Source organism: Streptomyces sp. NPDC102274, assembly GCF_044766385.1.
Lineage (GTDB): Bacteria > Actinomycetota > Actinomycetes > Streptomycetales > Streptomycetaceae > Streptomyces.
In genome coordinates, this window is sequence record NZ_JBIWLW010000010.1 from 147,190 (window position 1) to 162,725 (window position 15,536).

At 70.3% G+C, this 15,536-nt stretch carries 6 protein-coding genes and 1 pseudogene; all 7 read left to right on the forward strand.

Annotated elements, in window-relative coordinates:
- Positions 1 to 77: 77 nt before the first annotated feature.
- The 7 genes and pseudogenes from ACIRQP_RS16610 to ACIRQP_RS16640 all read left to right on the forward strand — a co-directional run bounded on the left by ACIRQP_RS16610 (position 78) and on the right by ACIRQP_RS16640 (position 15,502).
- Positions 78 to 1,595, forward strand: coding sequence for a methyltransferase (locus tag ACIRQP_RS16610; RefSeq protein WP_403889797.1), 1,518 nt, complete (start codon positions 78 to 80; stop codon positions 1,593 to 1,595).
- An 85-nt stretch (positions 1,596 to 1,680) separates the two neighbouring features.
- On the forward strand, positions 1,681 to 1,896 hold the full coding sequence (locus tag ACIRQP_RS16615) for an MbtH family protein (RefSeq protein ID WP_403889800.1): 216 nt from the start codon (positions 1,681 to 1,683) through the stop codon (positions 1,894 to 1,896).
- 352 nt (positions 1,897 to 2,248) lie between these two features.
- Entirely contained in the window at positions 2,249 to 2,707 is a 459-nt protein-coding gene (locus ACIRQP_RS16620; protein ID WP_403889803.1) for a helix-turn-helix domain-containing protein, read from the forward strand.
- A 199-nt stretch (positions 2,708 to 2,906) separates the two neighbouring features.
- A pseudogene (ccrA, locus tag ACIRQP_RS16625) lies at positions 2,907 to 4,088 on the forward strand (crotonyl-CoA carboxylase/reductase).
- Between the two features lie 294 nt (positions 4,089 to 4,382).
- Positions 4,383 to 5,567, forward strand: coding sequence for a cytochrome P450 (locus ACIRQP_RS16630; RefSeq protein WP_403889806.1), 1,185 nt, complete (start codon positions 4,383 to 4,385; stop codon positions 5,565 to 5,567).
- 5 nt (positions 5,568 to 5,572) lie between these two features.
- Positions 5,573 to 5,776, forward strand: coding sequence for a ferredoxin (locus ACIRQP_RS16635; RefSeq protein ID WP_403890047.1), 204 nt, complete (start codon positions 5,573 to 5,575; stop codon positions 5,774 to 5,776).
- Between the two features lie 186 nt (positions 5,777 to 5,962).
- Entirely contained in the window at positions 5,963 to 15,502 is a 9,540-nt protein-coding gene (locus ACIRQP_RS16640; RefSeq protein ID WP_403889809.1) for a type I polyketide synthase, read from the forward strand.
- Positions 15,503 to 15,536: the final 34 nt, after the last annotated feature.

A 15,536-nucleotide genomic window follows, 5' to 3' on the forward strand; every position in this document is an offset into this window, starting at 1 on the left:
GCCCACCCGGCGGTGGAGCGGGCTATCGGCCACCGTCCGGAAAACCCTGCGCAGGATGACCGAAAGGTAACAGGATCATGGCGTCCCTCACGTACGCGCAACAGAGCATGTTCATCAACCGGTTCGAGGAGGTCGAGGCCGCGCTCCGGAAGCGGGACGGCGTGGCGCAGGCGGCCGTGGTCTCCCGCGAGAACCGGCTCGGGGAGCGCTGCCTGGTGGCGTACGTGGTACCCGAGGTGCCGGACGCGGACGTGACCAAGCACGTCGAGAAGTGGCGCGCGATCTACGACTCGATGTACGGCGACACCGCGCCGGACGCCACCGGGATCGGCGACGACTTCACCGGATGGAACAGCTCCTACACGCGTGAACCCATCCCCCTGTCGGAGATGCTCCAGTGGCGCGCGTCCGCGGTGAAGCGGGTGCGCGGTCTGGAGCCGCGCCGGGTGCTGGAGATCGGGGTCGGCTCCGGCCTCCTGCTCGGGCCGCTGGCCCTGGAGGCCGAGGTCTACTGGGGCACCGACTTCTCGGAGCCGGTCATCGAACGCCTCGGCGCCCAGGTCGGTATGGATCCGCGGCTGAAGGACAAGGTGACGCTGCGATGTCAGCCCGCCGACGTCGCCGACGGACTGCCGGCGGAGTACTTCGACACGGTCCTCCTCAACTCGGTCGTGCAGTACTTCCCCGACGCCGGCTACCTCTCGGGAGTCCTGGACGTCGCGCTCCAACGGCTCGCCCCGGGCGGCCGGATCGTCATCGGCGACATCCGGAACCACGGCACCCTGCGGGAGTTCCTGACGGCCGTCCACCACGCTCAGCGCCCCGATGACGAGCCGTCCGCCGTCCGGGCGGCGGTCGCACGCGCCGTGCTCCGCGAGACGGAACTCCACCTCGATCCGGGCTTCTTCACCGAGTGGGCCGACGCGCACCGCGATGTCGTGGCCGTGGACGTCCGGCTGAAGCCGGGATCGAACGGGAACGAACTCATCCGTCACCGCTACGAAGTCGTCCTGCACAAGCGGTCGAGCGGGCCGACGCACCTCGCGGACGTCCCCACCGTCACCTGGGGCTCGGACGTGCACCAGGTGTCCGGCCTGGAGGCCGAGCTGGCCCGGCACGGCGGCCGCCTCCGGCTGACCCGGATACCGAACGCCAGGCTGGTGAGCGAGGCGGCCGAGTGCGGGGTTCCCGCCATGGCGGAAGAGACGCCGCTCGACCCGCACGCGCTGGAGACCTGGGGCGAGGAGCACGGCTGTGCCGTCCTGTGCACCTGGTCGGCCGAGGCACCCGGCTGGTTCGAGGCGGTGATCGTGCCCGCGGACGGTACGCACTGCTACGGCGGCGTGTACCGGCCCATGGACACCCGGGCCAGGCCGCTCGCCAACGCGCCCGCGGTGTCCCGCCGGGCGTCGAAGCTGCCGGCGGTGCTGCGGCGGGATCTGGCGGCCGAACTGCCCGACCACTTGGTGCCGGACGACATCATGGTCATCGTACGCATGCCGCTGACCGCCCGCGGCAAGGTCGACCGCGCCGCGCTCCCCGAACCGGAGCGAGCAGGCGGTGATGAGGGCTCGCCGTACACACGGAACCTGTGAACGGCCGGATCGTCGACGCGATCACTGGATCGGCACGCGGAGCCGGCTTCCGTCGCGAACCGGACGTGAAGGCAATGGAGGAGAAATGGCAGTGAACCCGTTCGACGACGAGAACGGCGAGTTCTATGTGGTGGTCAACGACGAGGAGCAGCACGCGCTGTGGCCCACGTTCGCCGACATGCCCGGCGGCTGGCGGGTCGTGGCCGGGCCGGCGGGCCGCGCGGAGAGCATCGCGTACGTCGAGGAGAACTGGACCGACATGCGGCCCCGGGGCCTGCGCGAGGCGACGCCGGCGTGCTGAGGCGGGGCCGAACCCGCCACGCGGGTCGGGACGGTGAGCACGCCGAGCGGCCTGCGGGCGGACGGTGACTCCGCACCCCACCGGGGGCCGTGCCCGCCGACCCGCCTTCCCTGGACGTACAGACGTACAGCTGACGATCTCCGAAGACCCGCTCGCCGCCGTGGTGGGCCCTGTGCCGACGGACTCGACCGGGGCTCATCCGTGCCGAGAGGTCCATGGGCTTTCGTGGGACGGACCGGGATGTACGTGGGATGTACAGGGAGGACGTGCCGTGGGCGGTCGAAATTCCGACGTCGTTTTCGTCCGATGGCCGGCGCAGGCGGATCTGAGAACCCGCTGCCGGAAAGACGGGATGCCGCGACTACTCGTCGTGGAGGCAGGTGCGCAGCCGCCGATCAGCAACGACCCGGTCGAGGACTGGGTACGCCCCCCGTTGTCCCGGGATGACCTGGAGGCCCGGGTCACAGTCCTACAGAACCGTTTCGACAGCAATCGGGTACCGACGGTCGACTCGACCGGAACCCTGAGCTTCGGTCATCACTCCATCACCGTCTCCAGTACGCAGACCGAGTTGATGCGGCTGCTCATAGACCGCTTCGGTGACGTTGTGCACCGCACCGAGTTCGTGCAGTGCTTCGCCCTGCGGGCTCTGACACTGAACAGGAACTCGCTCGATCTGCACATCATGCGGCTCCGCCGCCGGCTCCTGCCCATCGAACTGTCCATCCGGACCGTGTGGGGGCGGGGCTACATGCTGGAGAACGCGGTCCCCGCCGAGGTCGTCCCGGTGACGAACGCCTCCAGTATCTGACGGGCACGAAACCGAAGGTCTGCCGCCGTAGTAGCAGCCCCCCCCGCGCGATCACGTACACGTCTGACGTCGTGCAGCACACGACAGAGCCCAGGGACCAACCGACCACTCGACACCGGAGATTACATTGGATTCCTCGACGACCAGCACTCTTTACGAGGTAGGAGACCTGCCCCCGCTCGGGACTGTCCCCAGTTCCATGTACGCATCGGTAATCCGCCCGGAACGGTACGGGAATCCGGCAACGGCCTTCCGGACGGAAGTCGTTGACACGCCCGAGGTTCCCCCCGGGTTCGTTCTCGTCGCGGTCATGGCCGCCGGCATCAACTACAACAACGTCTGGGCCGCCAAGGGACAGCCCGTTGATGTTGTGGCGGCACGTCAGCGACAAGGCAGCCCAGAGCCTTTTCACGTCGGCGGATCAGATGCCTCCGGAATCGTCTGAAAATTGGGAGCCGGCGTACGGCAGGTCAAGGTGGGAGATGAGGTCATCGTCTCGGCCGGCCTATGGGACGAGCACGATCCTGACATTCGGCTCGGCGTCGATCCCATGCTCGCGGCATCGCTGAAAGCGTGGGGCTACGAATCGAATTGGGGTTCGTTCGCCCAGTTCGCCCTGGTGGCCGAGTTCCAGTGTCTGCCCAGGCCTGCCAGGCTGAGCTGGGCGGAAGCCGCAGGATTTCTGCTGACCGGTGCGACAGCGTACCGGCAGCTCAACGGCTGGGCACCCAACACGGTTCAACCTGGGGATGGAGTCCTCATCTGGGGTGGCTCCGGCGGCCTCGGCTCCATGGCCATATCCCTGACCCGGCACATGGGAGGCAGGCCCATAGCCGTCGTGTCTTCACCGGAGAAGGCCAAGTACTGCCTCGACCTGGGTGCCACAGGCGTCATCGACAGAACCAAGTTCAGCCACTGGGGACGCGTGCCTCCGGCCGGCAGTGAAGAGCACAAGCGGTGGACCGCCGAACTCCGGGCCTTCGGGCGGGAGATCTGGGACATCCTCGGCGAAAAGGCATCGCCCAAGATAGTTTTCGAGCATCCGGGCAGCGATACCATCCCCACGTCGGTCTATGTGTGCGGCACGGGCGGAATGATCGTGATCTGCGGGGCCACATCCGGCTTCAATGTGGACGTCGACCTCAGATATCTGTGGATGAGGCAGAAGCGGCTTCAGGGATCTCATTTCGCCAATCCGCGCGAGTGTCACGCCGTGACCCGCCTCGTCGACATGGGTCTCCTGGACCCGCACCTGGGACACACGTACACCTTCGAGGAAATCGGCCGGGCCCATCAGGACCTGCTTGAGGGTGTGCAGGCACCGGGCAACTCGGCCGTACTGGTCGGTGCGAGCAACAGCCCGGGCCTCGGGGACCGCTGAGCCGTTCGGAGGTTCACCACGGCCGCGCCGGCCGGAGGTGCTCGGGGTCATCGCGGCAGAAGTCCTCAGGGAACGCTCAAGAAGTGATCGTGCCGAAATCGCGGGAAAGCCGCACACGGCATGAATGGAAAGATCGAGATCCGGGTTGTCTGGCATCATCGAGTCACGCCAATCCGCGGGGCTTTTCCCGAAGTTTCATAAGAATCCGTCTCCGCGGCCGGGTGTGACCGGATGTCCTCCGAGCAGGGGTTCCGCTTGGCCGGACGAACAGGCCGTTACAACCACGGAGTCGACGTGACCAGGACCGATCTGAAACCGGTGGAATTTCCCACTGAGCGCACCTGCCCCTTCAGCCCTCCCCCGAAGCTGACCGAGTTGCGGGACGAGCACCCGGTGAGCAGGCTGGCCTATCCGGACGGCACCACCGGATGGCTGGTCACCGGGCATGCCGCGGCGCGTGCCGTGCTGAACGATCCGCGGTTCAGCTCACGCGGTGAACACCGCAGGATGGCGGTCGGGGAGGGAGCTCCCCAGCCGACACGGCCGGGAGTTTTCATCTTCATGGATCCGCCGGATCACACCCGTTTCCGCAAACTGTTCACCGGCGAATTCACCGTACGGCGGACGAAGAACCTGGAACCGAAAGTGGAGCGGATCACCGCGGACCGGATCGCGGCGATGCGGGAAATGGGACCTCCGGCGGATCTCGTGCAAGAGTTCGCCCTGCCGGTTCCCTCGCTGGTCATCTGCGCTCTGCTGGGTGTTCCGTACGAGGATCACGAGTTCTTTCAGCGGCATTCGGAAACCATGCTCGACTACGAGCGCCCCATGCACGAGGCCGTGGAAGCGTTCACCCTGATGGCGGAGTTCCTCACCGAGCTGATCCGCCGCAAGCGCGCCAAGCCGGAGGACGACCTGCTGAGCAGGGTGGCCGCATCCGATCTCACGGATGCCGAGGCCGCGGGTTCGGCGATGCTCCTCCTCACGGCGGGACACGAGACCACCGCGAAGATGCTGGGGCTCGGCACCTATCTGCTGCTGTCTCATCCGGAGCAACTGGCGTTGCTGCGGGAGAAGCCGGAGCTGATCAACGGCGCGGTCGAGGAGATGATGCGCTACCTGAGCATCGTCCAGTTCGGGATCATCCGGGGAGCCACCGAGGACATCGAGCTGGACGGCCGGCTGATCCGTGAGGGTGAGGTCGTGACGGTGGCCCTGTCCACGGCCAACCGGGATCCCGCGTTCTTCGGAGATCCGGACGTGCTCGACCTGAGCCGCAACGCCGGAAGGCACCTCGCTTTCGGCTATGGCGCGCACCAGTGTGTGGGGCAGCAGCTCGCCAGGATCGAAATGCGCGTGGCTTTCAGCCAGTTGATCCGCGAGTTCCCCGGTCTGCATCTGGCCGTGGCGCCCGACGAGATCCAGACGGCCCACCTGGCGTCGATGTACGGCGTGCGGCGTCTTCCCGTCGGCTGGTGACGGCGATGAGAGTCGATGTCGACCGGACCAGGTGCTGTGGTGCGGGTATGTGCGCCCTGACACAGCCCCAGGTGTTCGACCAGGGCGGGGAGGACGGGACGGTCGTACTGCTCTCTCCTCATCCGCCGGAGGAGTTGTGGGACAGCGTCGAGGAATGCGTACGGCTGTGCCCTTCCCAGGCGATCAGTCTCGACGGGAACGCGGAGTGACCCGGGTGGTCGATTCGTGAGCGACCGCGACACCCGGCTCCGTGGGTGGGAAGCGCACGCGCTCCCCACGGATCGAAAGTCCTGACTCCGGCGCCCCGCCAACGAAGTTTCCCTCGAATCCGCTCCCGCCGTCGGCTTCGTCTGCGGACCGCCGTGCCTTTCACCTGCCCGAAGTGAGGATGCGTGATGAACGCTGACGACATTGCCATCATTGGACTCGGCTGCCGTCTCCCCGGCGGAATCGACACCCCGGAGGCGCTCTGGCAGGGCCTGCTGAAGGGAATCGACGCCATCAGCGAGGTCCCCCCGCAGCGGTGGCGAGCCGATGACTGGCATGACGTCGATCCCTCGGCACCCGGAAAGATGACGTCCCGGCGGGGTGGATTCCTGGACGACGTCGCGGGGTTCGACGCCGAGTTCTTCGGAATCTCGCCCACCGAGGCCAGTCAGATGGATCCGCAGCAGCGGCTGGCGCTCGAAGTCGCCTGGGCCGCGGTGGAGGATGCCAGGATCCGGGCCGACCGGCTCGCCGAGTCGGCCACCTCCGTGTTCTTCGGAACCATGTGGCAGGAGTACCACCTCGCCACCGGGGCGTCCCCCGGTGAGATCCGCTCGCACACAGCCATCGGTACGGACACCTCGATCATTCCGGCCCGCATCGCCTACGCCCTCGGCCTGCGCGGCCCCGTGATGTCCATCGGCACCGGATGCAGCTCCTCCCTGGTCGCCGTTCATCAGGCGGTCCGGAGCCTGCGGTCGGGAGAGTCGGATCTGGCCCTGGCGGGCGGGGTCAGTGTCATCCTCCACCCCCACACGACCGTGGCGATGTCCAAGTTCGGCGCGCTGAATCCCGACGGGCAGTGCCGCGCCTTCGACGCGGACGCCAACGGATACGTCCGCAGCGAAGGTTGCGGGGTTGTCGTGCTGCGCAGGCTCGCGGACGCCCGGCGCAACGGCGACCGGATCTACGCGGTGATCCGCGGCAGCGCCGTGAACAACGACGGCACCACCGACGGCCTGGCCACCCCGGGTTTCGAGACACAGGCCGAGGTGCTGCGCTCGGCATGGCGGGAGGCCGGCGTCTCCCCGAGCCTGGTGTCCTATGTGGAGGCCCACGGCACGGGGACCCGCCGAGGCGATCCGATCGAAGCGGCGGCCCTGGGAGAGGTGTTCGGCGACTGCAGGAAGAACCCGCTGCTCATAGGGTCGGTCAAGACCAACTTCGGCCACCTCGAACCGGCCGCCGGAGTGCTCGGTGTACTCAAGACCTCCCTGGCGCTCTTCCACGGCGAACTACCCGCCAGCCTGCACTTCCGGCAGCCGAATCCGGACATCGACTTCGACGCGGCGAACCTGGCTGTGGTCACCGGCCGCCGTCCGTGGCCGGAGGGACCGCGCCTGGCCGGAGTGAGCAGCTTCGGCTACGGCGGTACCAACGCCCACCTCGCGCTGGCCGGGCCACCGCCGGAAGCCGCCGGCGTCAAGGCACCCACCGAGCGGATGCGGGTTCCCTGGGTGCTGTCGGCGCGCTCCGAACCGGCCCTGCGGGAACAGGCCCGCCGTCTGCGCGCCCACCTCGCCGCGCACCCCGGCCTCTCGGCCAATGATGTCGGCTTCTCCCTGGCCACCACCCGTGCCGACCATGAGCACCGAGCCGTCCTGCTGGGGTGGGAGACCACGGACCTCGTCCGCGGCCTGGAGGCGCTCGCGTCGGGAGCCCAGGCGCCGAACCTGGTCGTCGGATCCGGCCGAGGGCGCCGTCCGGTGCTGATGTTCGCCGGACAGGGTGCCCAATGGGCCGGAATGGCCTCCGAGTTGCTCCGGTCCTCCCCGGTCTTCAGCGAGAGGTTCGCCGAATGCGAGGCGGCGCTGGAAACCCTCGTGGACTGGAAGCTCACCGAGGTGGTCGGGGATGCGGACGCCCTGGAACGGGTGGACGTCGTACAGCCCGCCCTGTGGGCGGTGATGGTGTCACTGGCACGGCTGTGGAAGCACTTCGGCGTCGAGCCGGAGGTCCTGCTCGGGCACTCGCAGGGTGAGATCGCCGCTGCGTGCGTGTCCGGGGCGCTGTCGCTCGTGGACGCCGCGGCCGTGGTGGCGCTGCGTGCTCAGGCCATCCGCCGCGGTCTGGCGGGCCGGGGCGGCATGGTGTCGCTGGTGTGCTCGCGGTCCGATGCGCGGCGGCTGATCGCGCGGTGGCCGGACCGGCTGTCGGTGGCCGCCCTCAACGGGCCCAGGAGCACCGTGGTCTCCGGCGATCCCGAGGCGCTCGCGGAACTGATCGCGGATTGCGAGTCCGAGGGAATCCGGGCCAGGCGAATCCCGGTGGACTACGCCTCGCACTCGTCGCAGGTGGAGGCGATCCGCGAGGACATCCTCACCGAACTGGCGGGAGTCCGGCCGCGTCCGGGTGTCGAGGGTTTCTTCTCCACCGTCGACGTCGGACGGATCGACACCGCGGCACTGGACGCGGGTTACTGGTACCGGAACCTGCGCTCCACGGTCGAACTCGACGCGTGTGTACGCGAGCTGGCGGCCGAGGGCCGTCGCGTGTTCATCGAATGCACTCCGCACCCCGTGCTGACCATGGGTGTGGAGGGGATCGCCGACGTGTGCACCGTCGGAACCCTGCGCAGGCAGGAGGGCGACCGGTTCCTGACGGCTCTGGCCGAGGCGTACACCAGCGGGGTGGACATCGACTGGAGCCGGGCCTTCGAGCGGGCGACCGTCGTGGACCTGCCCACATACCCCTTCCAGCACCAGAGGTACTGGATCGACGCCGAGGCGACGGGCGGCGGGGGGACGCGGGACGCCCCGTTCTGGGACGCGGTGGGCCGGGAGGATCTCGACGAGGTGGCCCGGACCCTGCGTATCGACCGGGACGCCCTCGCTCCCGTCCTGCCCGCCCTGGCCTCCTGGCGCAGGAAACGCACCTCGGAATCCGTCGTGGACAACTGGGAGTACCAGGTCGACTGGAAGGAGATCCCCGCACCCACCACGGTCCGCCGGGGTGACTGGCTGGTCCTCGCGCCCCTCGGCAACACGTGGGCAGGCTCGGTGGCCGAGGCCCTGGCCGGACAGGGACTGCGCGTCACTGTCATGGAGATCGAACCCGGCCTCGACCGGGGCGCGATGGCCGCGCGCCTGCGTGGCGCGACTTGCGACGGCGTGCTCTGCCTGCTGGCCGCGGAGGACGGTCCGCACCCCGGGTATCCGGGGATTCCCGCCGGTCATGCCGCGACCCTGACCACCGTGCAGGCGCTGGGGGACGCCGGTGTCGTCGCGCCGCTCTGGTGCGTGACGCTGGACGCCGTCGCGGTCGCGGACGAACCGGTCGCCCCGGACGGGGGTCTGGTGTGGGGGCTGGGCAGAGTCGTCGCCCTGGAACACTCCGCGCGCTGGGGTGGTCTGATCGACCTGTCCCGCCACGGTGACACCGCGGTACTGGCCGGGATACTCACCGGCGATCACGGTGAGGATCAGGTGGCGATCCGGGGTTCTGTCCCGTACGGCCGCCGCCTGGTCCGCGCCACCGCCGCCACTCCGGCCCGCGACTGGAGTCCCGGGGGAACGGTCCTGATCACCGGCGGAACGGGCGCGCTCGGCGCCGAGGTCGCGCGCTGGCTGGCCGGCCGGGGCGCCGAACGTCTGGTGCTGGTCAGCCGCAGCGGGCCGGACGCCCCTCGGGCGGCCGCCCTGACCACCGAACTCCGCCGGCTCGGGGCGGGGGTCGAGATCGTCGCCTGCGACGTCGCCGACCGGGAAGCGCTCCGGGAACTCCTGGAGCGAACCGGGCCCCGCGCGGTGGTGCACGCCGCCGGAGCACTGCACGACGGACTCGTCCAGGATCTCACCCTCGACCAGGTCGACGCGGCGCTGCGGGTGAAGGTGCGGGGCGCGTGGAACCTGCATGAACTCACCACCGAACTGGACATGTTCGTGCTCTTCTCTTCCTGGGGCGCGACCGTCGGCGTCCCGGGCCAGGGCAACTACGCGCCCGGCAACGCTTACCTGGACGGCCTGGCCAGGCTCCGCCGCGCGCGGGGACTGCCCGCGACCTCGGTGGCATGGGGCCCGTGGGCCGGGGACGGAATGGCGCGGGGGCCGGTGAAGGAGATCCTCGACCGCCACGGCGTACCCACGATGGCGCCGGACCTGGCACTGCTGGCCCTGGGCAGGGCCGTGGCGCGCCCGGAACCCTGCGTCACCGTGGCGGACGTGAACTGGGACCGGTTCCGCACGGTGTTCACGGCCACCCGTCCGAGCGCCCTGCTCGGCGACCTGCCCGACGGCCGGGACACCGCGACCGACCACGAGCCCGCGTTCAGCCGGCGCCTGGCCGAACTCCCCCCGGAAAGCCGGACGCGTGCCGTACTCGACCAGGTCAGGAGGCAGACAGCGCTCATACTCGGTCACACGGCCCCCGACGCCGTGGACGTCGAGCGCACTTTCAGGGAACTCGCCCTCGACTCGGTCCTCGGGGTCGAACTGCGCAACCGGCTGGGCGCGACAACCGGACTGCGGCTGCCCGCGACACTGATCTTCGATCACCCCACACCCGCGCGGCTCGCCGAACACCTGCTCGCCGAACTCGCCCCGGCCGACATCACCGTCAGCACCCCGGCGTCCGCTCCCGAGAGTTCGGCGGAGCACATCGCCATCGTCGCCATGAGCTGCCGGTTCCCCGGCGGAGTCCGCGATCCGGAAGGCTTCTGGCGGCTGCTCGCCGACGGTGGCGACGCCATCACGTCATTCCCCGAGGACCGGGGCTGGGACCTCTCCGCGCTGTACCACCCGGACCCGGACCACCCCGGAACCAGCTACGTCCGCGAAGGCGGGTTCGTGGCCGCCGCAGAATTCGACCCGGAGTTCTTCGGAATCAGCCCCCGCGAGGCGCTGACCATGGATCCGCAGCAGCGGGTCCTGCTGGAGGGATCCTGGGAGCTGCTGGAGAGGGCCGGAATCGCGCCGGACACGCTGAGGGGCAGCGACACCGGTGTCTACCTCGGCACCAACGGCCAGGACTATGCGTCGCTGGGCACTCCCCACGGCTCCGAGGGGTTCGGGCTCACCGGAAGCGCCGCCAGCGTGGTCTCCGGCCGCATCTCCTACGCACTCGGCCTGGAGGGGCCGTCGGCCACGGTGGACACCGCGTGCTCGGCCTCGCTGGTGGCCATCCACCTTGCCGCGCAGGCCCTGTCGAGGGGTGAGTGCACGATGGCCGTCGCCGGCGGCGCCACCGTGATGGCCACGCCGAGACTGTTCGTCGGGTTCAGCCGGCAGCGCGGCCTCGACCCCCGTGGACGGTGCCGCGCCTTCTCGGACGGCGCCTCCGGCACGGCACTGTCCGAGGGCAGTGGACTGCTGCTGCTGGAGAAGCTGTCCGACGCGCGGCGCAACGGGCATCCGGTCCTGGCCGTGATCCGGGGTTCGGCCGTCAACCAGGACGGCACGTCCAACGGGCTCACCGCGCCCAACGGCCGGGCCCAGCAGCAGGTCATCCGCAAGGCCCTCGCCGCGGCGGGGGTCGAAGCCTCCGACGTGGACGTCGTGGAAGCCCACGGCACCGGCACGACGCTGGGCGATCCCATCGAGGCACGCGCGCTGCAGGCCACCTACGGCGCCTCCGGCAGGCCGGTATGGCTGGGCTCGGTGAAGTCCAACATCGGACACACCCAGGCGGCAGCGGGCGTGGCCGGCGTCATCAAGATGGTGCTGGCCATGAACCACGGCATGGTGCCCCGCACCCTGCACGCCGAGACCCCCTCCCGCCACGTCGACTGGTCGGCGGGCTCCCTCCGACTGGTCACGGACCCCGTTGCCTGGGACGGTGACGGCCTTCGGCGAGCGGGCGTCTCCTCGTTCGGTATCAGCGGCACCAACGCCCACCTGATCCTGGAGCAGGCCGCCGAGGCCGAGGCCGAGGAACCGGTGGCCGGCTCCCATCCTGGGCTGCTGCCCTGGGCTCTGTCCGCGCGGAGCCGGGAAGCCCTGCGCGAGCAGGCGTCCCGGCTGGCCGTCCGGGTCGGGACGCACCCCGAGACGGACCCGGCCGACCTGGCGTTCTCCTTGGCCACCTCGCGCACGTCCTTCCAGGAGCGCGCCGTCGTCATCGGCCGGGACACCACCGACCTGCTCGCCGGGCTGCGTGCGATCACCGAGGGAGAGTCCTCGGCGTCGGTGGTGGAAGGGTCGGCGGGGGACGGCCGGACGGCGTTCGTCTTCGCCGGCCAGGGAACCCAGCGTGCGGGCATGGGAGCGGATCTGCGCGAGGCGTACCCGGTGTTCGCCGCCGCGTGGCAGGAGATCTGCGCCGGACTCGACCGGCACCTCCGCCTTCCGCTCGCCGAGGTCATCGACGACCCGGACGCACTGCGCCGTACCGAGTTCACCCAGCCCGCGCTGTTCGCCTTCGAGGTGGCGCTGTTCCGGCTCCTGGAGAGCTCGGGGGTCAAGCCCGATCTGGTTCTCGGACACTCCGTCGGTGAACTCGCCGCCGCACACGTGGCGGGCGTGCTCTCCCTGGAGGACGCCTGCGCGCTGGTCGTCGCACGGGCCCGGCTGATGCAGGCCCGGCCGGACACCGGCGTGATGCTCGCCCTTCAGGCCGGCGAGCGGGAGATCGCCCCGCTGTTGTCCGCGCGGGTCGCTCTCGCCGCGGTCAACGGGCCGGAGTCCGTGGTGATCGCCGGTGACGCCGATGCCGTGGACGAGGTGGCCGGGCGGTTCACCGGACGCCGCACCAAACGGCTCAACGTGTCCCATGCCTTCCACTCCGCGCACATGGACGGCATGCTCGATGAGTTCCGGAGCGTGGCCGAAGGACTCACCTTCCACCCGCCGCGCATTCCGCTGGTGACGAACCTGACCGGGCGGATCGTCACCGACTGCGGTCCCGACCACTGGGTGCGCCAGGTGAGGCAACCGGTCCGGTTCGCCGACGGAATCCGCACCGCACTCGGCGAAGGCGTCACCATATTCCTCGACATCGGCCCCGACGGAACACCTGCCGCCATGATCGAGGACTGCCTGGACCGCGACGCCGTCGTGGTCCCGACCCAGCGTCCGGACCGGTCCGGACCCGAGGCACTGACCCTGGCGGTCGCCGGAGCACACACGGCGGGCGCCGGGCTGGACTGGCCCTCGCTCCTCGGCGAGCGGCGTCGCCGCGTCGACCTTCCCACCTACGCCTTCCAGCGCAAGCGCTTCTGGCTGGACACCTCCGGCGCCGGGCACCCCTGGCTGACCGAGATCACCGAACTGGCCGACGGCGGCTGGGTGCTGTCCGGCCGGGTGTCGGCGTCGTCCCAGCCCTGGCTGGCCGATCACGTGGTCTTCGACACCGTCGTCGTACCCGGCACCGCACTGCTCGACCTGGTCCTGGCCGGAGCCGGTCAGGCCGGAGCGGCCGGTGTCGGCGAGCTGACCCTGTCGCGGCCGATGGTGCTGGAGGACGCGGCACACGTGCAGGTCAGGATCGGCCCCGCCGAAGGCGGACGGCGACCGGTGACCCTGCACAGCAAGGTGGACGGCTCGGGTGCCTGGAGCACCCATGCCGAGGGTGTGCTGGTGGACGCGTTCGGTCCGGAGCCCACCGACTGGTCGATGCCCGCGCTGCCCGCCGTGGACGTCTCCGGCTTCTACGAGGGCTTCGCCGCCCAGGGCGTCGACTACGGCGCCGCCTTCCACGGCGTGGCCGAACTGCGCGGGCAGGGCCGGACCGCCTGCGGTGTGGTCCGGCTACCGGTCGGCGAGGCGGGCGGATTCGGTGTTCACCCGGCCCTGCTGGACGCGGCCTTGCAGGTGATGCGCGCGGTGGTCCCGGCCTCCGCCGAGGCCCAACTCCCCTTCCAGTTCACCGATGTCCGCCTGTATGCCACGGGAGCCACCGAGCTCCGCGTCCGGGTCGACGTCCTGGACGACGGGATCCGGGCCACGATCACCGACCCTGCCGGGGCGCCGGTGGCGTACGTCGGCGCCTTGCGGCTGCGTCCGGTCAGCGCCGATCTGCTGCGTGCCGCCCTCTCCGTTCCCGACCTCTACCGCGTGGTCCTCCGGCCCGTGCCGAAGGTGCCCTCGGTTCCGGAGCCGATGCGGATCCTGGGCCGCGGCCTCGTGTCCGAGGTCCTCGGGGTGACGCCGGCCGAGACGGTCACGGGAGACGGCCCGCGCCGGATCCTGATCGACGCCACCGGGAATCCCGAGGGTGTCGCCGCCGCCCACGAGTCGACCGCGCACGCGCTGGACCTGCTGCGCCGGCTGGTGCCGCTCAGGGACGTCGAGCTCGTATGGATCACCAGGGACAGCCTCGCCGCACGCCCCGGGGACCGCGTCCGCGGCCTCGCGCAGGCACCCCTGTGGGGCCTGCTGCGGGCGGCGCGGCGCGAGCACCCGGAGGCGGCCATCCGGATCGTCGACTGCGACCGGATCGACGCCACGACCCTGCTGTCGGCGCTGTCCGTGACCGGCGAGCCGGAGCTCGCCGTCAGGGACGGGAAGCTCCGGGCGCCCCGGCTGACCGCGGCGGGCGCGGCCGGTGCGACCACCGCCGCCGCCGTGGCCGACGGAACGGTGCTGATCACCGGCGGCACCGGCGAACTCGGCAGGGCGGTCGCCCGGCACTTGGTGACCGAGCACGGGGTCCGCGAGCTGGTGCTGACCTCGCGCAGCGGCCCCGAGAACCCGGAAGCCGGGAGCCTGATCGCGGAACTGACCGGAGCCGGTGCACGATCCGTCCGGGTGCTGGCCTGCGACGTCGCCGACCGGACCCAGGTGGCCGACGTGCTGTCCTCGGTGGACAACTGGTCGGCGGTACTGCATCTCGCCGGCGTACTCGACGACGGCCTGCTGCTCGACTACGACCGGCGGCGCCTGCGCACGGTACTGGCCCCCAAGCTCGACGGGGCCGCGCACCTGGCGGAACTCACCGGGGATCTGGGCCTGTCGGCGTTCGTGCTGTTCTCCTCGGTCTCGGGAACCCTCGGTTCCGCCGGGCAGGGCGCGTACGCGGCGGCCAACGCCTACCTGGACGCCCTCGCCGCCCGCACCGGTGGGACCAGTCTGGCCTGGGGGCTGTGGGAGCAAGCGGGCTCGGGAATGACCGCACACCTCGCGGAGGCGGAACTGGGGCGCCTGCGCAGGCAAGGAATCGCGCCGCTGCCCGTCGCCAAGGCCCTGCGGCTGCTGGACCGCGCGCTGCGCTCGCCGGACGGCAACCTCGTCCCCGTCAGGCTCGACCTCGCCTCGTTGGAAGGTGAACCCCCGGCGCTGCTGCGGGGACTCGTCCGGCCGTCCCTCCGCCGCGTCGGCAACGACCCCGCAGGCGGTGGGCTGCACAAGCGCCTGCGGGGCCGGACGCCCGCCGAGCAGGCCGCCTCGGTCACCAGGCTGGTGATGGAGGAAGTCGCCGTCGTACTGGGGCTGCCCGGCCCCGGAGCGCTCAGGAGCAAGGCCGTACTGAAGGACCTCGGCCTCGATTCGCTGATGGCCATGGAGCTGCGGCGCAGGCTCGCGAGCGCCACCGAGGTCCCGCTGTCCGCGAGTCTCGCCTTCGACCACCCGACCCCGGCGGACATCGCGGATCTGCTGATGCGGCTCTTGGGGATCGCTCGCCCGGAATCCGGGACGGCACCGGAACCGGAGTCGTCATCGGACCCGGACGCGTCGGCGCCGGCCCGATCGGTCGCCGAGATCGGCGCCGAGCTCGACGCTCTCCTCGAACTCTAGAAGCTTCCACACCGTGCACTTCTTGGAAGGAATT

Coding starts and splice junctions, on each gene's coding strand:
- ACIRQP_RS16610 (WP_403889797.1), top strand. CDS start 78: ATGGCGTCCCTCACGTACGCGCAACAGAGCATGTTCATCAACCGGTTC.
- ACIRQP_RS16615 (WP_403889800.1), top strand. CDS start 1,681: ATGGCAGTGAACCCGTTCGACGACGAGAACGGCGAGTTCTATGTGGTG.
- ACIRQP_RS16620 (WP_403889803.1), top strand. CDS start 2,249: ATGCCGCGACTACTCGTCGTGGAGGCAGGTGCGCAGCCGCCGATCAGC.
- ACIRQP_RS16635 (WP_403890047.1), top strand. CDS start 5,573: ATGAGAGTCGATGTCGACCGGACCAGGTGCTGTGGTGCGGGTATGTGC.
- ACIRQP_RS16640 (WP_403889809.1), top strand. CDS start 5,963: ATGAACGCTGACGACATTGCCATCATTGGACTCGGCTGCCGTCTCCCC.